The sequence below is a fragment of the Streptomyces sp. NPDC002680 genome, from assembly GCF_042889145.1.
Taxonomy (GTDB): Bacteria; Actinomycetota; Actinomycetes; order Streptomycetales; family Streptomycetaceae; genus Streptomyces; species Streptomyces adonidis.
Window position 1 is genome coordinate 40,280 of sequence record NZ_JBIAQP010000016.1, and the last position, 20,706, is coordinate 60,985.

The following is a 20,706-nucleotide window of genomic DNA, read 5'->3' on the forward strand; positions in this document are numbered from 1 at the left end:
GGGTGCGCACACGTCTTCTTCCGCTGCTCATCGTCCTGATGGCGGCCGTCCTGCTCGCGCTCGGCGTCCCGCTCGCCGTCAGCGTGGCCGCCGCCCAGCAGCAGACCGTGGTCGTCGACCGGATCGACGACACCGCGCGCTTCGCGGCGCTCGCCCAGTTCGTCACCGACCGGCCCACCGGGTCCCGGGTCAAGGACATGCCCGCCGACGAGCGCCGCGAGACCCTCCAGCGGGAACTGGAGAGCTACTACGACGTCTACGGCATCCGTGCCGGAGTCTTCTACCGCAACGACGTCCCGATGGCCAACGCGCCGGCCGACTGGTACCTGCCGGAAACGGGCGAGGTGCGCGACGCCTTCGCCGAAGCGCTCCTCTCGCGCCGCAGCCATGATCCGCAACAGGTCTGGCCCTGGCAGCGGAACCGGCTCGTCGTCGCGTCGCCGGTCATCCGGGACGGCGATGTCGTGGCCGTCGTGGTCACCGACTCGCCCACCGGGCACATGCGTTCGCAGACCCTGCACGGCTGGATCGTCATCGGCGTCGGCGAGATCGCCGCGATGCTGCTCGCGGTGGGTGCCGCGCTGCGCCTCACCGGCTGGGTGCTCAGGCCCGTACGCGTGCTCGACGCCACCACGCACCACATCGCGACCGGCAGCCTGAAGTCCCGGGTCGCGGTGGCCGGCGGGCCGCCGGAACTCAGACGGCTGGCCCGGTCGTTCAACGAGATGGCGGACAACGTCGAGGACGTGCTGGAGCAGCAGCGCGCCTTCGTCGCCGACGCCTCGCACCAGCTGCGCAACCCGCTCTCGGCGCTGCTGCTGCGGATCGAACTGCTCGCACTCGAACTGCCGGAGGACAACGAGGAGATCGCCTCGGTCCGCACCGAGGGCAAGCGCCTGGCCGAGGTCCTGGACGACCTCCTCGACCTGGCGCTGGCAGAGCACGCCGAGGCCGACCTCGCCCTCACCGACATCGGCGCGCTGACGGCCGAGCGCGTCGCGGCCTGGACCCCGCTCGCCGAGGCCAAGGGCGTCCACCTGGTCGGCGACTGCCCGGCCACCACCGCGTGGGCGGACCCGGTCACGCTGTCCAGCGCCCTGGACGCGGTGATCGACAACGCGGTGAAGTTCACCCCTGAGGACGAACGCGTGCAGGTGTCGGTCGCGTCGAACGGCGAGACCTCGACGGTCGTGGTCACCGACGGCGGCCCGGGCCTCACCGACGAGGAACTCGTCCGGATCGGCGACCGCTTCTGGCGCAGCGGCAGACACCAGAACGTCAAGGGTTCGGGCCTCGGGCTGTCCATCTCCCGGGTCCTGCTGGCGGCGGGCGGCGGCACGATCTCGTACGACCATCACGAACCGCACGGCCTGAAGGTGACCGTCCGGGTGCCCAGGTCGGGCCCGGTGTCCTGAAGGGCCCTACGGCTTGACCGAGCGGTAGTAGCGCCGGGCGCCCTCGTGCAGGGTCAGCGGGTCGGTGTAGATGGCGGTCCGCAGATCCACGAGCTGCGCCGAGTGCACGTGGGCGCCGATGCCGTCCCGGCTGTTGATCACCGACCGGGTCAGCCACTCGGTGAGCCTCGGGTCCACGTCCTCGCGGGTCATGAGCAGGTTGGACACGGCGATCGTCGCCACGGTCTCGCCGTCCTGGACGGACGGATAGGCCGACTCGGGCATGTTGGTCGCCCGGTAGTAGCGGGAGGCGTCGCCCTGTTCGTGCAGCTTGGCGACCAGGTCCGCGTCGATCGGGACGAAGCGGAAGGGGAAGTCCTTCGCCAGCTGCACCAGACCGTTCGTCGGGAGCCCGCCGGACCAGAAGAAGGCGTCGATCTGGTCCTGCTTGAGCCTGCCCGGGCCGGTGTCGATGCCGTCGGCGAAGGGCTTGATGTCCTTGGCCGGGTCGAGACCGGCGGCGGTCAGCACGCGGTTCGCGATGAGCCGTACGCCGGAGTTCTCCAGCCCTATGGCCACCCGCTTGCCCTTCAGGTCCCGCACGGTCGAGATCTTGGAGTCGCGGGGCACGACGAGCTGCACGTAGTCGTCGTAGAGGCGCGCGACCCCGCGCAGGCTGTCGGCCCCCGGTCGGTTCCTCAGCTTGTACGTCTCCACCGCGTCGGCCGCCGCGATGGTGAAGTCGGCGTTGCCCGTGGCCACCCGCTCGACGTTCTCCTGCGATCCCTGGCTGGTCAGCAGCCGTACGTCGAGCTTCGGCATGTCCTTGGCGAAGGCCTTGCTGAGCAGCGAACCGTACTGCGCGTAGACGCCGGCCTGGGTCCCGGTGCTGAACGTGATCGTCCCGTCCGGAGGCTCCTCGTCCAGCGGCAGCAGCCACCACAGCAGCAGCCCGAAGACCACGAAACCGGCGGCCGAGCCCATCAGGGCGTGACGCCTGCGGATCCGGGGGAGCACCTTGAACATGCGCGCGATCCTGCCAGTACGGCCCCGGTACTGGCCAGGGGAGCGGGCGCCGACGCGGGTGGCGTTGTCTGCCGTACGACGATCGGACCGGCCCCTGGAGGGGCCTCGCGAGATCGCTAGAGTCACCGCATGCGCCCCACTGACGCCCCCGCCTCGTCGCCCGCCGACCTCGTCCGGGAGTTCCACCTCGCCTTCGGTCTCGACGCCCGCAGTACGCCCGTAGAGGTCTCTCCGGAACTCGCGGCGCACCGGGGCGAGCTGCTCGCGGAGGAGGCCGCGGAGGTCGCCGAGGTCGCGGTCACGGGACCGCTGGACCGGCTGGCGCACGAGCTGGCCGACGTCGTGTACGTCGCGTACGGCACGGCCCTGGTCCACGGGATCGACCTCGACGCGGTGATCGCGGAGATCCACCGCGCCAACATGACGAAGCTGGGCCCCGACGGCCTGGTCGCCCGCAGGGCCGACGGCAAGGTGCTCAAGGGCGACCACTACCGGGCGCCCGACGTGGGGGCCGTGCTGCGGCGCCAGGGCTGGAACGCGGGCGAGCGGTAATCCGTACGGCCGTACTCCACGCTTCCGCCACCCCTGAGTAGAGACCCCTTGTGCGGAGCGGTTCGGGTGTCCCGGGAACCTCTGGCGCTCGTACAGGCGTCGCATGGACCATCGGCGCGCGGAGGCGTAGGGACGGGGGGTTCGATGGGGTGGTTCGAGTTCGGGGAGTACCGGACGCTCGCGCTGCTCGGGGCGGGTGGCATGGGCCGGGCGTATCTGGCCCGTTCGGCGTCGGGGCGGCTCGTCGTGGTCAAGGTGATGCACGCGCACCTCGCCGCCGAGCCGCTGTTCCGGGAGCGGCTGCGGCGTGAGGTGCGGGCGGCGCGTGCCGTGACCGGCCCGTTCACCGCGGCCGTGCTCGACGCGGAGCCGCAGGCACCGCTGCCGTGGCTGGCCGTCGAGTACTGCGCGGGCCCCACCCTGTCGGAGGCCGTGGCCGGATGCGGGCCCCTGGCGGCCGGTGACCTCGCCTCACTCGGTGCCGCCCTCGCCGAGGCGCTCACCGCGATCCACACGGTGGGCCTGGCACACCGCGACCTGAAACCGGCGAACGTCCTGATCACCGGCCAGGGACCGCGCGTCATCGACTTCGGTATCGCGAAGGTGCTCGGCGACGGACCCGCCTCGGGACCGTCGAACGAGGCCCTGACGGGGAGCGGGGAGATGCTCGGCTCCACCGGCTTCATGGCACCCGAGCAGATCACGTACGCCACCGAACCCGGAGCCTCCTGCGATGTGTTCGCCCTCGGGGCGCTGCTCGCGCTGGCGGCGACGGGCCGCAATCCGCACGGCGGGGGCACGGCCCCGCAGATCGTGTACCGGACGCTGCACGAGGAGCCGGATCTCGCCGGTGTGCCGGACGAGGAGTGGGCCGCCTTTCTGACCCGCTGTCTGTCGAAGCGGCCGGACGGGCGCCCCACCGCGACGGAGGTCCTGGACTGGTGCGCCGCCCGCGCGGGCGAACGGCCGTGGTGGGAGCGGCCGGAGGTGACCGCCCTGATCGACGGCCACGAGAAGGCGGTCGCGCGCCGGATCGCTGTGTCGGCGGATGCCGACGGGGAAGGCGCCACCCGCGCCGGCCCGCCGCCGACCCCCGCGGGTCCGTCGCGCAGACGCGTGTTCGCGTGGGCGGGCGCCGTCGCCACCACGGCCGCCGCAGGGGTGACGACGGCGATCGCCCTCCTGGGGGACGAGCCCACCACGCGGCGGCAGCCGGTCACCTCGTCCTGGCGCACCGGCACCGCGCTGTGGACCCGCGAGGTGGGCGCACTCGAATACGGCGGCGCGCTGACCCGTACGGCCGACGCCCTCTACGTACGCTTCGACGGCACGGCCCGCCGACTCGACCCGAACACCGGTGCCGTGGCCTGGGAGTTCGAGGACGCGGCCGATGCCCTGCCCTCCGGCGACACGGTGTACGTCACCCACCGCGGGACGGGCAGTTCCTCCCCCGAGGTCGTGGCGCTCGACGCGGCCAACGGCACGGAACGGTGGCGCACGGGCGCCCTGGAGTCGAACCCGTACCGGCCCTACGGTTTCTACTCGCCCGACGGCGACTCGACGCTGCTCGCCGTCACGCGGCGCACGGCATGCCTGGTCACGTTCGCCAAGTACGACACGTCATGGGCACGGCGCACGAACCAGGGGCAGCCCTGGCGGGCGTACGGATTCGACCTGCCCACGGGCGCCCCGCTGTGGTTCACGAGCGGTACGGCGGCACAGGTGACGGCGCTGAACGCGGCGGGCGGCCGGTTCGCCCTGGCCTCGGCGACCGAGAGGTTCGGCCCCCTGTATGTGCTCCATGAGCGCTCGGGCGAGGAGGAGCCCAGCATCCGCGACGGCTCGGCCACGCCCGAGGTGCATCCGGGAGCGCGGGGAACCCGCTACTACACCACGCAGACGTCCGTGCGCCGGGTGAACCTGGCCACCGGGAAGGCGAGCTGGACCCGGCCCCTGGAGCAGGCGAGCGTGGCGCCACTGGCCGGCGACGAACTCGTCGTGGCCGCCACGGCCGACGGCCTGGGCGCGCTGGACGCGGCCGGCGGCGACCGGCGTTGGTGGCGTGACGACGTCCGCGCGCTCACCACCACCGACGGCCGCCCCCTGGCGGACGCCACGGCGATCTACGCGACGGGCCCCCGACCTGGCGTCTCCGCCACGTCCTCGGGCACGTCAGCGTGGGGCATACACGTCCTGGCGGCCGACACGGGCAGGCTGCGCTGGGCCGCCCCGGTGGACGGTCTGACCACGCTGTCGTACGCGGCGGCGGGCGACGGCCTGGTCCATGTGTGCACCAGCGCGACGCTGCAGACGTTCCGCGGCCCGTGAGCCACGCCCGCCCGCGCGAGCAGGCACGACGGGAGGAGTGCCCGCCCACCGACGACCATCCCCGACGGCGAAGGAAAGGCTCACAGGAGGCCCGCGCATGACCACCGCCCTTCACCCCGAGGACCCCCGGCAGCTGGGCCGGCACCACCTGATCGCCCGGCTCGGCGCCGGAGGCATGGGTCTGGTCTACCTCGCTCGCTCTCCGGGCGGCCGTCTCACCGCCGTCAAGACCATCCACGAGCACCTGGCCACGGACCCGCACTACAGGGAACGGTTCCGCCGCGAGGCGACCGCGGCCCGCAAGGTCACCGGCGCCTACACGGCCCCCGTCCTGGACGCCGACCCCGACGCCCGGCTCCCCTGGCTGGCCACCGCCTTCCTGCCCGGAGTGACCCTGAGCCGCGCCGTCGCGAAGACCGGCCCCCTGCCCGCACCAGCGGTATGTGCCCTCGCCGCCGCCCTCGCCGAGGCGCTGCGCGACATCCACGCGGCCGGCCTCGTCCACCGTGATCTGAAGCCGTCGAACATCCTGGTCACCCGGGACGGCCCCCGGGTCATCGACTTCGGCATCGCCCGCGCCCAGGACGACCGGGCCCTCACGGAGACCGGCGGGATGATCGGCACCCCCGGGTACATGTCCCCGGAGCAGATTCTCGACGGTCCGGCGGTCACCGCGGCGACGGACGTCTTCGCGCTGGGCGCGGTGCTCGCGTTCGCGGCGACGGGCCGGAACGCGTTCGGCGCGGCCTCCGTGCCCGCGCTGCTCTACCGGATCGTCCACGAGGAGCCCGAACTCGACGGCGTACCCCTGGAACTGGGCCTGAAGGACCTGATCGACGCCTGCCTCGACAAGCAGCCCGGCAACCGCCCCGACGCCGCCGCGATTCTCCACAGCCTTGTCACGCCCGCCCTGTCGGCCTGGTGGCGTGAGGAGCCGCTGCGTTCCCTGGTGGCCGACGCCGAGGCGACACCGCGGCCTGGCCCGGAACCGATGCCGGCTCCTACCGTCCAGCTGCCGGGCCCGGCGGCCCCTTCCCGGCGGTGGCGCGAGTTGTCCCGCCGCGCCGCCCTCGCGGCCGGCGGTGCCGCCTTCGTCGGTCTGTTCGGTTACTCGGTGGCGCGGGGCGGCGGCGCAGGCGCCCAGGACGATGATTCGGACGCCTGGCAGGTGACCGGGGGAACGGCCGGGTCCGGCGCGATCCGCTGGCAACTGAGCGCCGGCGCAGGCCGCGTGGACGCCCTGCTCGCCACACCGGCCGGGCTCGTCCTGCACGGGCTTGAGGGACCGGTCACCAGCGCCGGGGCGGTCCAGCTGCGTACCGCCTCGACGGGCGGCCTCCGCTGGGCGGCCGAGACCCACGGTGACGTACCGGACGACTGGGGTGTCACCGACGACGGGGTGCTCCTTGCGGGCGGTATCAGCCTCACCCCCACCGTCATCAGCACCGGCAAGACCCTCGCCCGGGCGTCCGCACCGGACGCCACCCAGCGGTGGTACGCGGTCGCCGGCACCGCCATGGTCCTCAGTGACATGTACGTGCTGCGCGCCGTCTCGCTCACCTCGGGCACCGAACTCTGGCGCCGCGAAGAGCGCACCGAGTGGCGCCGTCCCGCCGTCGTCGGCGACGCACTTCTGCTCACCGACGAGCTGGCCCGTCCGACCTGCGTGGACGCGAGGAACGGCGAAGAGCTGTGGGCCTACCGGGGGCTGGGCAAGAGCGACACGGTGACGGCCGTGGGCGCACTCCCGCCGGACCGGTTCGCCCTGCTCACCGAGAAGGGCGTGCTGCATGTCGTCGACGCCCGCAGCGGAGACCGTACGGTCGCCCGCGCCCTGAAGACCGACATCGCGCGCGGAGCCACGGCTCTCGCCCGCACCGGCACCGTCGGCCTCCTCCTGACCGGCTCCACCCTGCACGGCTTCGGCCTCGACGACGCCCGCCCGATCTGGAGCACGCCCGCGCTCGGCCTCGACGCCTGCTGGACCCGGGGCCCGGGCGGCGGCCACGTCCCCGTCGTCGCCGACGGACTGCTGATGCACTGGAAGGACGGCCGTACCCTCACCGCTCTCGATCCGCGCACGGGCCGGTCCCGTGGCCGGGCGAGACAGTTCGAGGGCGCCGGCCCCGCCCAGTGCCCGCCTGCCGTCGCACCGGACGGCGCCACCGTTTACGCGGCGGCGGGCCGCGCCTGCGCGGCACTGCGGACGACCGCGAAGGGCCTCACCGAAACACACACCCGCACAGCTCCCGCCCCCGTCACCGCCCTCACGGCCGACACCCACGGCTGGTACGCCTGCGCGGGCCGCAAGACCGTGATGGCGGTCAACCGATGACCCGACCGGGACTCCGTTCACGACCGCCTACCCTTGTCGCATGAGCAGCAACGACCGGAGCCCGGCAGTGGACGTCAAGACCTACGAAGTGCGCACGTACGGGTGCCAGATGAACGTCCATGATTCCGAGCGATTGTCCGGTCTGCTCGAAAACGCCGGTTATGTACGCGCCCCCAAGGATGCGGACGGTGACGCCGACGTCGTCGTCTTCAACACCTGCGCCGTACGCGAGAACGCCGACAACCGGCTGTACGGCAACCTCGGCCGGCTCGCCCCGATGAAGACGAAGCGCCCCGGGATGCAGATCGCGGTGGGCGGCTGTCTCGCGCAGAAGGACCGCGACACCATCGTGAAGAAGGCGCCCTGGGTGGACGTCGTCTTCGGCACGCACAACATCGGCAAGCTGCCCGTCCTGCTGGAACGCGCGCGCGTGCAGGAAGAGGCGCAGGTCGAGATCGCCGAGTCCCTGGAGGCGTTCCCGTCCACGCTGCCGACACGGCGCGAGAGCGCGTACGCGGCCTGGGTGTCGATCTCCGTCGGCTGCAACAACACCTGCACCTTCTGCATCGTCCCGGCCCTGCGCGGCAAGGAGAAGGACCGCCGCACCGGCGACATCCTCGCCGAGATCGAGGCACTGGTCGGCGAGGGTGTCTCCGAGATCACCCTGCTCGGCCAGAACGTCAACGCGTACGGTGCCGACATCGGTGACCGCGAGGCGTTCAGCAAGCTGCTGCGGGCCTGCGGGAAGATCGACGGCCTGGAGCGCGTCCGCTTCACCTCCCCGCACCCGCGCGACTTCACCGACGACGTCATCGCCGCCATGGCCGAGACCCCGAACGTGATGCCGCAGCTCCACATGCCCATGCAGTCCGGCTCGGACACGATCCTGAAGGCGATGCGCCGCTCGTACCGCCAGGAGCGCTACCTGGGGATCATCGAGAAGGTGCGGGCCGCCATCCCGCACGCGGCGATCACCACCGACATCATCGTCGGCTTCCCCGGGGAGACCGAGGAGGACTTCGAGCAGACGATGCACGCGGTGCGCGAGGCGCGGTTCGCGCAGGCGTTCACCTTCCAGTACTCCAAGCGGCCCGGCACCCCCGCCGCCACCATGGAGAACCAGATCCCCAAGGAGGTCGTCCAGGCGCGCTACCTGCGTCTCGCCGCCCTCCAGGAGGAGATCTCCTGGGACGAGAACAAGAAGCAGATCGGCCGCACCCTGGAGCTGATGGTCGCCGAGGGCGAGGGCCGCAAGGACGGCGCCACCCACCGCCTCTCCGGCCGCGCCCCCGACAACCGCCTGGTCCACTTCACCAAACCGGACACCGCGGTACGCCCCGGGGACGTGGTCACGGTCGAGATCACGTACGCCGCCCCGCACCACCTCCTCGCCGAGGGCGCCGTCCTGAACGTGCGTCCCACGCGCGCGGGGGACGCCTGGGAGAAGCGCAACACCGCGGAGGCCGCGAAGCCGGCGGGCGTGATGCTCGGCCTGCCGAAGATCGGGGCACCGGCTCCGCTGCCGGTGGCCACGGGGAGCGGCTGCGGCTGCGACTGACGTCCTGGCACAATGCGGACAGGGAAGGAGCATCACATGTTGCCGTACAGCGTTGCGTTCACCGAACAGGCCGCCAAAGTGCGCGACAGCCTGACCGCCGACAGGCGCGACCTGCTGGAGCGTGGCCTGGCCATACTGGCGACCGACCCGCGGCACAAGCTCTCCCATTCCGTCCTCGGCGACGAGTCCACGCGCGGGCTCGCCCTGTCGCGCAATCTCTTCATCGAGTACGTGATCAGTGAGGGCAAGCTCGTGGTGCTCGTGCTGACGGTCATCGACCTGACGGACGTGCTCTTCGAGGAGTGACACCGGGCCGTCCTCCGGGGTTACGCTGCCGATCATGCTCGTCGCCGCCGCAGTCTGCCCGTGTCCGCCCCTCCTCGTGCCCGAGGTGGCCGCGGGCGCCGCTCCCGAACTGGACGCCGCCCGCACCGCCTGTACGGACGCCCTGAGCGTCCTCGCGGCCTCCCGCCCCGACCGCCTGCTGGTCGTCGGGCCGGCGGGGGAGAGCGGACGCGGACCGCACCCGGAGGGCACACGGGGTTCGTTCCGCGGCTTCGGCGTGGACGTCGACGTACGCCTGGGCACCGGAGCGGCGGAGGCGGCCGGGGAACTTCCGTCGGCGCTCGCCGTCGCCGCGTGGCTGCTGGAGCGGACCGGCTGGTCCGTGGCGCCCGTCGAAGGCCTGGGCGTGGGCGAACCGCTCCCGCCCGAGCGATGCTTCGAGACCGGCAGGGACATCGGCGGACGGCCGGAGCGGCTGGCCCTGCTGGTGATGGGCGACGCCAGCGCGTGCCGCACGCTCAAGGCACCCGGGTATCTGGACGATCGGGCGGCCGGGTTCGACGAGGCGGTCGGTCGGGCGCTGGGCACGGCGGACGTGGCGGCGCTGAAGACACTGGACGCGGAACTGGCGTACGAGCTGAAGGTCTCGGGCCGTGCCCCCTGGCAGGTCCTCGCGGGCGCGGCCGAGGATGCAGGGCTCGCGGGCACGCTGCTGTACGAGGACGCGCCGTACGGCGTGGGGTACGTGGTCGCGGCCTGGTCGTAGAGGGCGTACAGACGCGGCGGACGGCCGGGAGCGTCTGCTCCGCGGCCGTCCGCCGATGTGCTGCGGTGGTGCTGTCCGTGCCGGTCAGGAAGCCGGCGGTGGCGCGTCCGGGGGTGGCGTGAACGTGTCGTCCCGGGTGGTGTCACCGTCCTTGTGCGCGATGCGGTCCACGGCGCCCTTCGCCTTGTCGGTGCCCGTATGGATCTTGTCGCTGTACTTGCCCTTGGTCTTGTCGTCGACCACCTTCGCGGCCTTGTCGAGACCCCGTTCGATCTTGTCCCCGTGCTGCTGCGCGAGGTCCGAGACCTTGTCCTTGGCCGGGGCGAGCTTCGCCCTCAAACTGTCCAGCAGACCCATGGTTCACCTTCCCTCGCGGGCGGTCACTTGCGGGCGCCCTCACCGGCCTCGCTGTCGGCGGCCTCATCGGCGGACTGCTGCTTGGGGATCTCGACGCCCTCGGTGGCGGCCACGGCCACGGCTTCCGCCTGCTCCGCCGTGCTCTCCGTCCCGGCACCGCTGCCGGCCTCGGGCGACCCCGTCGCCGCTTCCGTCTCCTCCGCCGCGGCCTCGTCCGTCACCGCGACGGACTGCTCCTCGGCGGCCGACGCCTCTTCCGCGGTCTTCGACCGTCCAAGAAACCGTGCAAAAACGCCCATATCCACTCCATACGTTACTCGTGCGGGCGAAATCCCGCGTCGCCCGGTGCGTCCGTTTGCGTCGCCCCCGTCACCGCCTCCCGAATCCGGCGGCGCGAACCTCGCAACTGGCAACGACGCCGGACACCCACCGTCACGTAACTCGTTCGAGGAGGGGTCCCGGGTTTGGGAGACTGGGGCGGTGAGCAGCACACCCCCCTCCCCCCGAGTCATCGCCGTTGTCGGCCCCACCGCGGCCGGAAAGTCCGATCTGGGCGTCTTCCTGGCCCAGCGTCTCGGCGGGGAGGTCGTCAACGCCGACTCGATGCAGCTCTACCGAGGGATGGACATCGGTACCGCCAAGCTGACGCCCGAGGAACGTGGAGGCGTCCCGCACCACCTCCTGGACATCTGGGACGTGACCGTCGCGGCCAGCGTCGCCGAGTACCAGCGCCTCGCGCGCGAGCGGATCGACGCACTGCTCGCCGAGGGCCGCTGGCCGGTCCTGGTCGGCGGCTCTGGTCTGTACGTCCGTGGAGCCGTCGACAACCTGGAGTTCCCCGGCACCGATCCCGAGGTCAGGGCCCGCCTGGAGGAGGAGCTGGCCCTGCGCGGCTCCGGTGCCCTGCACGCCCGGCTGGCCGCCGCCGACCCCGAGGCCGCGCTGGCGATCCTGCCCAGCAACGGCCGCCGTATCGTTCGGGCCCTGGAGGTCATCGAGATCACCGGCAAGCCCTTCACCGCCAACCTCCCGGGCCACGACTCCGTGTACGACACCGTCCAGATCGGCGTCGACGTGTCCCGCCCCGAGCTGGACGAGCGCATCGCGCGCCGGGTCGACCGGATGTGGGCGGCGGGGCTCGTGGACGAGGTACGCGCGCTGGAGGCGCACGGCCTGCGCCAGGGGCTCACGGCATCGCGCGCGCTGGGCTACCAGCAGGTGCTCGCGGCGCTCGCGGGGGAGTACGGCGAGGACGACGCGCGCGCGGAGACCGTACGCGCCACCAAACGCTTCGCGCGCCGTCAGGATTCATGGTTCAGACGCGATCCCCGGGTGCACTGGCTCAGTGGGGCTGCGGCGGATCTCACAGAACTTCCGCGCCTCGCACTGGCGTTGCTCGAACGACCGGTCACAGCCTGATCACGTCATGGCATCGGGACGCTCCGGCCGTCATCCAGGCCTCCGGCGCCGTGCCATCATCGAGCTTCGATCGACCAAGTGGAGTCCGAGTTGGGAGGGCGCGTGGCGATGGAGGCCGGCCCTCGCGACACCGCACAAGGCGCGGGACACGTCACCGGTGACGGTGGCGAAACGGAACAGGGCGAGGACCGTCTGAGCCCGGACGGGCCCGACGACACCCAGGGCGGCGTGACCGCCGACGGACCCGAACCGGACGAGATGTTCCTCGGGCCCGAGGTCGAGGTCGAGCTGCGCCCGCAGCGCCGTCTGCGCATCTGGCAGCTCGCCCCGATCGTGGTCCTGGCCGCGATCGGCTCCCTGATGTTCGCCTTCCCGCTGGCGTTCGACTTCGGCGACAGCGGGGCCGTGATCGCCATGCTCGGGCTGCTCATCTGCTCGTGCGCCGCGGGCTGGGGCATGATGGCCGCCCGCCGGGTGGGTTACACCGCACCGGGGCTGGGCGAAGGCCGTCGGCGGGGCTGGTGGGTCGTGCTGGCGTACGTCGTGATGGTGACCGTGGTGATCGCGCTCGCCGTGTGGAGAGTGGCCCGGCTGCGCTAGCCACTCACGGTGTCGTACCCACCCCGTACGATCGAGGAATGAGCACGCGCATCGCCTTCCTCAAGGGCCATGGGACCGAGAACGACTTCGTGATCGTCCCCGACCCCGAGAACCTCATCGACCTCTCCCCGGCCGCCGTCGCCGCCCTGTGCGACCGGCGTGCGGGCATCGGGGGTGACGGGCTGCTGCACGTCGTGCGGTCCGCCGCGCATCCCGAGGCCAGGGGCATGGCGGGCGAGGCGGAGTGGTTCATGGACTACCGCAACGGCGACGGCTCGATCGCGGAGATGTGCGGCAACGGGGTGCGGGTCTTCGCACGCTATCTCCAGCGGGCCGGACATGTGACCGAAGGGGACATCGCCGTCGCCACGCGCGGGGGCGTGAAGAGCGTGCACATCGCCAAGGAGGGCGACGTCACCGTCGGCATGGGCAAGGCACTCCTCCCCGAAGGGGAGGTCATGGTGAGCGTGGACGAGCGCAGTTGGCCCGCGCGGAACGTGAACATGGGCAACCCGCACGCGGTCGCCTTCGTGGACGATCTCGCGCACGCGGGGGACCTGTTCACCGCGCCGCCGTTCAGTCCCGCCTCCGTCTACCCGGACGGGGTCAACGTCGAGTTCGTGGTCGACCGTGGCCCCCGTCATGTCGCGTTCCGCGTGCACGAACGCGGGGCCGGCGAGACCCGCTCGTGCGGCACGGGCGCGTGTGCCGTCGCCGTGGCCGCCGCCCGGCGCGACGGCACGGACCCGGCCGTCACCGGGACCCCCGTGACGTACACCGTCGATGTGCCCGGCGGGCGTCTGGTGATCACCGAGCGGGCCGACGGCGAGATCGAGATGACCGGGCCCGCGGTGATCGTCGCCGAGGGCGAGATCGATGCGGAGTGGCTGGAAACCGCAGTCAAGTGAAGCGGGTGACGGCCGGGCATCGCAGTCCATGGGCGCTGTGGGCCGTGGAACAGTAGTTCTGCGGCTCTGTGCGGCTCGGAAACAGGGGTGCTCGCAGGTCGGGTGGCTCGAATGCACAGGCCCTCGAACCGTCGCTCGAATGGGTGATCCGTTTCACGCTCGACGAGAGGTGGTCAGTCGCGCGTGGTGGGCTCGGTAGCATCAAGCACCGGCCCGGACGGGGGAACAACGCCATCCCCTGAGCCGCCGTCCGCCATGGGGCATCCCGTCCGCCGGTCCAGGTAGCCGGAGGTGCCCATGAGTGCGGAGGCCACGAATCCCGCGAGCCCAGGTGCTGTGACGTCCTCGCCCAAGCTCGCGGTCCCGCTGGAGCAAGGGGGGACTCCCGCGCCCCGCAGGCGGGCCCGCCCCCGGATCGACCTGCGCCGGCTGGGCAGAGCGGCCTTCCTCGGCTCCGCCGCCCGCGACCGGCTGCCCGACGCCATCGGCCATGTCGTCGAGGCGCACCGCGCCCACCACCCCGAGGCCGATCTGGAACCGCTGCGCCGGGCATACGTCCTGGCCGAGTCCTCGCACCGCGGCCAGATGCGCAAGAGCGGTGAGCCGTACATCACGCACCCGCTGGCCGTGACGCTGATCCTCGCCGAACTCGGCGCGGAGACCACGACCTTGACGGCGTCTCTGCTCCACGACACCGTCGAGGACACCGATGTGACGCTGGATCAGGTCGGCGAGGAGTTCGGCGCCGAGGTCCGCTTCATCGTCGACGGCGTGACGAAGCTGGAGAAGGTCGACTACGGCGCCGCCGCCGAGCCCGAGACCTTCCGCAAGATGCTCGTCGCCACCGGGAACGACGTCCGCGTGATGTCGATCAAACTCGCCGACCGGCTGCACAACATGCGCACCCTGGGTGTCATGCGTCCCGAGAAGCAGGAACGCATCGCCAAGGTCACGCGGGACGTGCTCATCCCGCTCGCCGAACGGCTCGGCGTCCAGGCGCTCAAGACGGAACTGGAAGACCTCGTCTTCGCGATCCTGCACCCCGAGGAGTACGCGCACACCCGGGAGCTGATCGTCAACAACGCCTCCCGCGCGGACGACCCGCTCGCCGAGATCGCCGACGAGGTACGCGCGGTACTGCGCGACTCGGGGATCCAGGCCGAAGTCCTCATCCGGCCACGGCACTTCGTGTCCCTGCACCGGACGGCGCGCAAACGCGGCACACTGCGCGGCTCCGACTTCGGGCGGGTCCTGGTGCTCGTCAACGAGGACGCCGACTGCTACGGCGTACTGGGCGAGTTGCACACCTGCATGACGCCCGTCGTCTCGGAGTTCAAGGATTTCATCGCCGTCCCCAAGTTCAACCTGTACCAGTCGCTGCACACGGCCGTCGCCCGCAAGGACGGTCAGGTCGCCGAAGTCCTCATCCGTACCCACCAGATGCACAAAGCCGCCGAGGCCGGCGTGATCGCGCTCGGCAATCCCTACGCTCCTCCTTCGGAGGAGCAGACCGACGGCGACGGGGTGCGGGCCGACCTCGCAGGCGACGGCGAGCGCATCGACCCCACCAGGCCCGGCTGGCTCTCCCGGCTGCTCGACTGGCAGGAGGCCGCGCCCGACCCCGACACCTTCTGGTCCACCCTGCGCGAGGATCTCGCCCAGGACCGCGAGATCACCGTCTTCCGGGCCGACGGCGGCTCGCTCGGCCTCCCCGAGGGCGCGAGCTGCGTGGACGCGGCCTACGCGCAGTACGGCGAGGACGCGCACGCCTGTATCGGCGCCCGGGTCAACGGCCGGCTGGCGACGCTGAGCACCGTTCTGCGGGACGGCGACACGGTCCAGCTCCTGATGGGGCAGGACCCGGCCTCCGAGCCCTCCAGGGAGTGGCTGGAGCACGCGCACACCCCCGTCGCCAGGATCGCCATCCAGCGCTGGCTGGCCGCCCATCCGACGCACGACGAACCGGCGGACGGGCCGGAGACCTCCGGTGACTCCTCGGAGGCCGAGGAGACCCCCGTGGAAGCCGTCCGCGAGCCCGTCGGGGTCCGTCCGGCAGCTGACGGCTCCGCCGTCTCCCCGGCCGCAGCGACCGCCGTCGTCGACCAGCCCGGCGCGACCGTACGGCTCGCCGGCTGCTGTACGCCCGTACCGCCCGACGAGGTCACGGGCTTCGCCGTGCGCGGGGGAGTGGTGACCGTCCACCGCGTGGAGTGCGCCGGGGTGGCGCGCATGAAGGCCACAGGGCGTGCGGAGGTCGGCGTGCACTGGGGGGACACCACCGAGGCCCGGGTCACCCTGGTCGCCGAATCGTTCGGGCGGCCCCATCTGCTGGCCGACCTCACCGAGGCCATCGCCCTGGAGGGCGTCGCGATCGTCTCGGCGACCGTCGAACCCCCCAGCCAGCAGCGCGTACGCCACACGTACACGCTCCAACTCCCGGACGCGGCGCACCTTCCGGCCCTCATGCGGGCCATGCGCAATGTGCCGGGCGTGTACGACGTGAGCCGGGCGCAGCATCACGTGGCGGTTCCCTGAGGTACCCGTTCGGGTGGGACCGGCGCGAGTCGGCGCCGTCCGGCGGGCGGGCGCTGGTAGCCGTGGTGCATGCTGCTCAACCCCCGTACCCGGTTCACGTCGGCGCTGCTCGCCTCCGCCGTCTCCGTCTGCCTCGTCGCCGCGAGTGCCCCCGCGGCACCCTTGGGCGTCGGCGACCGCCTCTACCCGCACCTGGGCAACCCCGGGTACGACGTGGCGTCGTACGACCTGGCCTTCAGCTACCCCGGAACCAACAGCAAGCCGCTGTCCGCCGTCACGACCATCGACGCCTGGACGACCACCCCGCTCGAACGGGTCAACCTCGACTTCTCCCACGGGAAGGTCGAGGCGGTCGAGGTCGACGGTGAACCGGCGACGTTCACCAGCGCTGGCGAGGACCTGGTGGTGACTCCCCGGGCGGCGCTGCCCGCCGGGAGCTGGATGCGGATCACCGTGCGGCACACCAGTGATCCCGTGTCCGCGCCCGACCGGGACGGGGGCTGGGTCCGCACCAAGGACGGGCTCGCGATGGCCAACCAGGCCGATGTCGCGCACCTGGTGTTCCCGTGCAACGACCACCCCTCCGACAAGGCGATGTACACCATCAGGGTCACCACCCCGAACGGCTACACGGCCGTGGCCAACGGACTGCCCGCGGGAGTCGACCGGGTCGGCAGGGCCACGACCTGGACGTATCGCACCCAGCACCCCATGGCCACCGAACTGGCCCAGGTGTCCATCGGCCGCTCCTCCGTCGTGCACCGCACCGGGCCGCACGGGCTGCCCGTACGCGATGTCGTGCCCAGCAAGGACCGGGTGCTCCTGGAGCGGTGGCTGAAGAAGACGCCCGCGCAGATCGAGTGGATGGAGAGCAAGGTCGGCCGCTACCCGTTCGAGACGTACGGGGTGCTCATCGCCGAGGCGTCGACCGGCTTCGAGCTGGAGACACAGACCCTCTCTCTCTTCGAGAGAGACCTGTTCACCGAGCCCGCCTTCCCCGAGTGGTACGTCGACTCGATCATGGTGCACGAACTGTCCCACCAGTGGTTCGGCGACAGCGTCAGCCCGCGCACCTGGTCCGACCTGTGGCTCAACGAAGGACACGCCACCTGGTACGAGGCCCTGTACGCGGAGGAGAAGGCCGGCCGCAAGCTGGCGGACCGCATGAAGGCCGCCTACGGCTCCTCCGACCGCTGGCGCGCCTCCGGCGGACCGCCCGGCGCCCCCAAGGCGCCCGAGCCCGGCCAGAAGATCGGCATCTTCCGCCCGAACGTCTACGACGGCGCCGCCCTCGCCCTCTACGCCCTGCGCCAGGAGATCGGCCGCCCGGCCTTCGAGCGCGTGGAGGAGGCGTGGGTCGGCCTCCACAAGGACGGCGTCGCGGGCACCGCCGACTTCGAGCGCCTCGCCTCCGACATCGCCGGGCGCGACCTGAGCGCGTTCTTCCAGGCCTGGCTGTACGCCGAGAAGACGCCGCCGATGCCCGGCCACCCGGACTGGAAGTCGGTCGCGCCCGCCACATAGCCCCACGAAATAACACCGTGACGAGACGGGGCGTGCCGTGCGACCATCGTCAGGTCGGCGGCGCTGCCCCCGGCCTCACGGGACGGGTTCCGGGAATCTCTCGGGATGCTCGTGCGTTGTGGTCAGTGACGACGCGCAGTCCGTCGCCGCAACCGAATCCCCAACGACGTAAGGACCCAATGACCTCCTCTTCTTCCCCTTCCCAGGACACTGAGCGCTTCGCGCACACCTACCCCGAAGGTCTTCGGGCCGATGCCCTGATGGAAGAGGACGTCGCCTGGAGCCACGAGATCGACGGAGACCGGGACGGCGACCAGTTCGACCGCTCCGAGCGCGCGGCCCTGCGCCGCGTGGCAGGCCTCTCCACCGAACTCGAGGACGTCACCGAGGTCGAGTACCGCCAGCTCCGTCTGGAGCGGGTCGTGCTCGTCGGCGTGTGGACCACGGGAACCATCAAGGACGCGGACAACTCCCTCGCCGAACTGGCCGCCCTCGCCGAGACCGCGGGCGCGCTCGTGCTCGACGGCGTCGTCCAGCGCCGCGACAAGCCCGACGCTGCCACCTACATCGGCTCCGGCAAGGCCAACGAGCTGCGGGACATCGTCATCGAGACGGGCGCCGACACCGTCATCTGCGACGGTGAGCTGAGCCCGGGCCAGCTGATCCACCTCGAAGACGTCGTCAAGGTCAAGGTCATCGACCGCACGGCCCTGATCCTCGACATCTTCGCCCAGCACGCCAAGTCCCGGGAGGGCAAGGCGCAGGTCGCCCTGGCGCAGATGCAGTACATGCTGCCGAGGCTCCGAGGCTGGGGTCAGTCGCTGTCCCGACAGATGGGCGGTGGCAAGGGCGGCGGCCTCGCCACCCGTGGTCCCGGTGAGACCAAGATCGAGACGGACCGGCGCCGGATCCGCGAGAAGATGGCGAAGATGCGCCGGGAGATCGCGGAGATGAAGACCGGCCGCGACATCCAGCGTCAGGTGCGCCGCAGGAACAAGGTGCCCTCGGTCGCCATCGCCGGCTACACCAACGCGGGCAAGTCCTCGCTGCTCAACCGCCTCACGGGCGCGGGCGTCCTGGTGGAGAACTCCCTGTTCGCGACCCTCGACCCGACCGTGCGCCGGACCGAGACCCCTGGTGGGCGCCTCTACACGCTCGCCGACACCGTCGGCTTCGTACGGCACCTGCCGCATCACCTCGTCGAGGCGTTCCGGTCCACGATGGAGGAGGTCGGCGACTCCGACCTGATCCTGCACGTGGTCGACGGCTCGCACCCGGCGCCTGAGGAGCAGCTGGCCGCCGTGCGCGAGGTGATCAGGGACGTCGGTGCCACCGGCGTGCCCGAGATCGTCGTGATCAACAAGGCGGACGCGGCTGACCCGTTGACGCTCCAGCGGCTGATGCGGATGGAGACGCGTTCGATCGCGGTCTCCGCCCGTACCGGTCAGGGCATCGACGAGCTGCTCGCGCTGATCGACAACGAGCTGCCCCGACCCTCGGTCGAGATCGAGGCGCTCGTGCCGTACACGCACGGTGGGCTGGTCGCCCGGGCCCACACCGAGGGTGAGGTGATCTCCGAGGAGCACACTGCGGAGGGCACGTTGCTCAAGGCGCGGGTGCATGAGGAGTTGGCGGCGGATCTTTCGCCGTATGTTCCGGCGGCTGCGGCGCTTTAGGCTCCGCCGGGCGGTGCATCTTCGTCTGCGGGTGCGTCGTGGCTTGTCGCGCAGTTCCCCGCGCCCCTGAAATGGGCCCCCATGCCTTCGGCATGGGGGCCCATTTCAATTCCTCACTGGTCGGCGAACTTGTTGCTCACCTCGTCGTACACGCCCTTTGCCACCTTGCCCAGCCTTGGGCCTGCCAGCCAGCCTGAGCTGACTGGGCCGATCGACGTGTTGGAGATCAGGGCCGGGTTGCCGTCCGCGCCTGTGGTGATCCAGCCGCCGCCGGAGGAACCGCCGGTCATGGTGCAGCCGATCCGGTACATCGTCGGGTCGGCCTCGACGATCGACAGGCGGCCCGGTCGGTCCTCGCACTGGTACATCGTCTCGCCGTCGAACGGCTCCGCCGCCGGATACCCGGTCGCCGTGATGCTCTCCACCTGCGTGACGGCGGGCGCGGCGAAGTCCACCGGAAGGGCCGAACCGACCGTCTCCTCCAGCGACTTGCCGCTGCCGCCCTTCTCCGGGGTGACATGGATGACGGCGAAGTCGTACGGTGCTCCGTCGCCGCCCGTCGCGCCGCCCTGCTCGATCCACTGGTCCGAGGTCTGTGCCCAGTCCCCCCACCAGACGCCGTAGGGCGCGATCTCCGCGCGCGGGGCGTTCTCCGCCTCCGCGCTCGACCTGGCCGCGTTGTTGTACGACGGCACGAAGGCGATGTTTCGGTACCAGCCGCCGTTCTTGCCGGCGTGGACGCAGTGGCCCGCCGTCCAGACGAGGTTCGACTTCCCGGGGTGGGCGGGGTCCTCGACCACGGTCGCCGAGCAGACCATCGTGCCCTCGGGCCCGTCGAAGAACACCTTGCCCGCCTCGGGCGCGTTGTCGTGGTAGGCGGGCGATACGGCCTTCGCGTCCACCGGCTCCGGCGTCGGGTCGGTGACGCCCTGGTCGCCCGCGAGGTCGGTCTCGTCGACGCTCTTCTCCGGGTCGTCGGCCTCGCGCATGCGGTCCGTGTCCCAGAGGCCCTCGATGATCGGGTTGACGTAGTCCTCGGCCTCGCGCAGCCAGTCGTCCTTGTCCCAGTTCTTCCAGGCGCCGTTCTTCCACTTGTCGATGTCGATCCCGTGCTCTTTGAGCTTGTCCTTGAGTCCGTCCGGGATCGTGATCTTTCCGGCACCGTCGTCAGCCGCGGAGGCGGAGGACTGCCCGCTCGCATCGGAGTCGTCGGAGCCGGATCCGCAGGCGGTGGCGGTGAGCGCGAGCGCCACCGCGAGGCCGACCGCGGCCGGTACGGGGGAGGTTCCGCGGCGCGCGCCCCTCCCACGGCGGCCGGCGAAGGGCGGGCGTATGGGTCGCATGATCTGTCTCCCCCTGGCGTGGTCGAACCGTGTGCTGTCCGTGCACGGCATCACACACTATGCGGTCCCTGTGGGGCCTATCCGATGGAACGGCAACTGT

Annotated in this window: 17 protein-coding genes; 13 read left to right on the top strand and 4 right to left on the bottom strand. The window is 71.5% G+C overall.

Annotated elements, in window-relative coordinates:
• Positions 1 to 2: 2 nt before the first annotated feature.
• Positions 3 to 1,415, top strand: coding sequence for an ATP-binding protein (locus tag ACFYXF_RS35540; RefSeq protein ID WP_389356046.1), 1,413 nt, complete (start codon positions 3 to 5; stop codon positions 1,413 to 1,415).
• Between the two features lie 6 nt (positions 1,416 to 1,421).
• Here ACFYXF_RS35540 and ACFYXF_RS35545 read toward each other — a convergent pair whose 3' ends face one another.
• Complete coding sequence (locus ACFYXF_RS35545; RefSeq protein WP_389356048.1) at positions 1,422 to 2,420, bottom strand: TAXI family TRAP transporter solute-binding subunit; 999 nt, start codon at positions 2,418 to 2,420, stop codon at positions 1,422 to 1,424.
• A gap of 129 nt (positions 2,421 to 2,549) precedes the next feature.
• Between ACFYXF_RS35545 and ACFYXF_RS35550 the strand changes: the two genes are divergently transcribed.
• From ACFYXF_RS35550 to ACFYXF_RS35575, 6 genes are all read left to right on the top strand, one after another.
• Positions 2,550 to 2,972: a MazG nucleotide pyrophosphohydrolase domain-containing protein gene (locus ACFYXF_RS35550; RefSeq protein ID WP_389356050.1), complete on the top strand. Its 423-nt coding sequence runs from the start codon at positions 2,550 to 2,552 to the stop codon at positions 2,970 to 2,972.
• A gap of 144 nt (positions 2,973 to 3,116) precedes the next feature.
• Complete coding sequence (locus ACFYXF_RS35555; protein ID WP_389356052.1) at positions 3,117 to 5,300, top strand: protein kinase; 2,184 nt, start codon at positions 3,117 to 3,119, stop codon at positions 5,298 to 5,300.
• A gap of 97 nt (positions 5,301 to 5,397) precedes the next feature.
• A complete protein-coding gene (locus tag ACFYXF_RS35560) occupies positions 5,398 to 7,635 on the top strand; it encodes a protein kinase (protein WP_389356054.1) in 2,238 nt (745 codons plus the stop codon).
• Between the two features lie 40 nt (positions 7,636 to 7,675).
• Positions 7,676 to 9,193 carry a tRNA (N6-isopentenyl adenosine(37)-C2)-methylthiotransferase MiaB gene (gene miaB, locus ACFYXF_RS35565; protein WP_389356056.1) on the top strand — a complete coding sequence of 506 codons (1,518 nt, stop codon included), beginning with the start codon at positions 7,676 to 7,678 and terminating at the stop codon, positions 9,191 to 9,193.
• Positions 9,194 to 9,229: 36 nt separating this feature from the next.
• Complete coding sequence (locus ACFYXF_RS35570) at positions 9,230 to 9,499, top strand: hypothetical protein (protein WP_235474419.1); 270 nt, start codon at positions 9,230 to 9,232, stop codon at positions 9,497 to 9,499.
• A 34-nt stretch (positions 9,500 to 9,533) separates the two neighbouring features.
• Entirely contained in the window at positions 9,534 to 10,244 is a 711-nt protein-coding gene (locus tag ACFYXF_RS35575) for a class III extradiol dioxygenase subunit B-like domain-containing protein (RefSeq protein WP_389356058.1), read from the top strand.
• Between the two features lie 84 nt (positions 10,245 to 10,328).
• On the opposite strand, the gene ACFYXF_RS35580 is transcribed toward ACFYXF_RS35575, so the two are convergent.
• Positions 10,329 to 10,601 (bottom strand): antitoxin, encoded by a 273-nt coding sequence (locus tag ACFYXF_RS35580; RefSeq protein WP_389356060.1) that lies wholly within the window; start codon positions 10,599 to 10,601, stop codon positions 10,329 to 10,331.
• A 23-nt stretch (positions 10,602 to 10,624) separates the two neighbouring features.
• Positions 10,625 to 10,900, bottom strand: a complete 276-nt coding sequence (locus ACFYXF_RS35585) for a hypothetical protein (protein ID WP_389356062.1) — start codon at positions 10,898 to 10,900, stop codon at positions 10,625 to 10,627.
• A 181-nt stretch (positions 10,901 to 11,081) separates the two neighbouring features.
• Here ACFYXF_RS35585 and miaA point away from each other — a divergent pair, with 181 nt between their 5' ends.
• The 6 genes from miaA (at position 11,082) to hflX (ending at position 19,263) form a co-directional block, all read left to right on the top strand.
• On the top strand, positions 11,082 to 12,020 hold the full coding sequence (gene miaA, locus ACFYXF_RS35590) for a tRNA (adenosine(37)-N6)-dimethylallyltransferase MiaA (protein WP_389356064.1): 939 nt from the start codon (positions 11,082 to 11,084) through the stop codon (positions 12,018 to 12,020).
• Between the two features lie 108 nt (positions 12,021 to 12,128).
• Positions 12,129 to 12,620, top strand: coding sequence for a hypothetical protein (locus tag ACFYXF_RS35595; protein ID WP_389356248.1), 492 nt, complete (start codon positions 12,129 to 12,131; stop codon positions 12,618 to 12,620).
• A 38-nt stretch (positions 12,621 to 12,658) separates the two neighbouring features.
• The gene (gene dapF, locus ACFYXF_RS35600; RefSeq protein WP_389356066.1) at positions 12,659 to 13,528 is read left to right on the top strand and encodes a diaminopimelate epimerase; all 870 of its coding nucleotides are present in this window, start codon (positions 12,659 to 12,661) and stop codon (positions 13,526 to 13,528) included.
• Positions 13,529 to 13,825: 297 nt separating this feature from the next.
• On the top strand, positions 13,826 to 16,063 hold the full coding sequence (locus ACFYXF_RS35605; protein ID WP_389356068.1) for a RelA/SpoT family protein: 2,238 nt from the start codon (positions 13,826 to 13,828) through the stop codon (positions 16,061 to 16,063).
• A gap of 69 nt (positions 16,064 to 16,132) precedes the next feature.
• On the top strand, positions 16,133 to 17,587 hold the full coding sequence (locus ACFYXF_RS35610; RefSeq protein ID WP_389356070.1) for a M1 family metallopeptidase: 1,455 nt from the start codon (positions 16,133 to 16,135) through the stop codon (positions 17,585 to 17,587).
• 179 nt (positions 17,588 to 17,766) lie between these two features.
• Entirely contained in the window at positions 17,767 to 19,263 is a 1,497-nt protein-coding gene (gene hflX, locus ACFYXF_RS35615) for a GTPase HflX (protein ID WP_389356072.1), read from the top strand.
• 113 nt (positions 19,264 to 19,376) lie between these two features.
• On the opposite strand, the gene ACFYXF_RS35620 is transcribed toward hflX, so the two are convergent.
• On the bottom strand, positions 19,377 to 20,606 hold the full coding sequence (locus ACFYXF_RS35620) for a trypsin-like serine peptidase (protein ID WP_389356074.1): 1,230 nt from the start codon (positions 20,604 to 20,606) through the stop codon (positions 19,377 to 19,379).
• Positions 20,607 to 20,706: the final 100 nt, after the last annotated feature.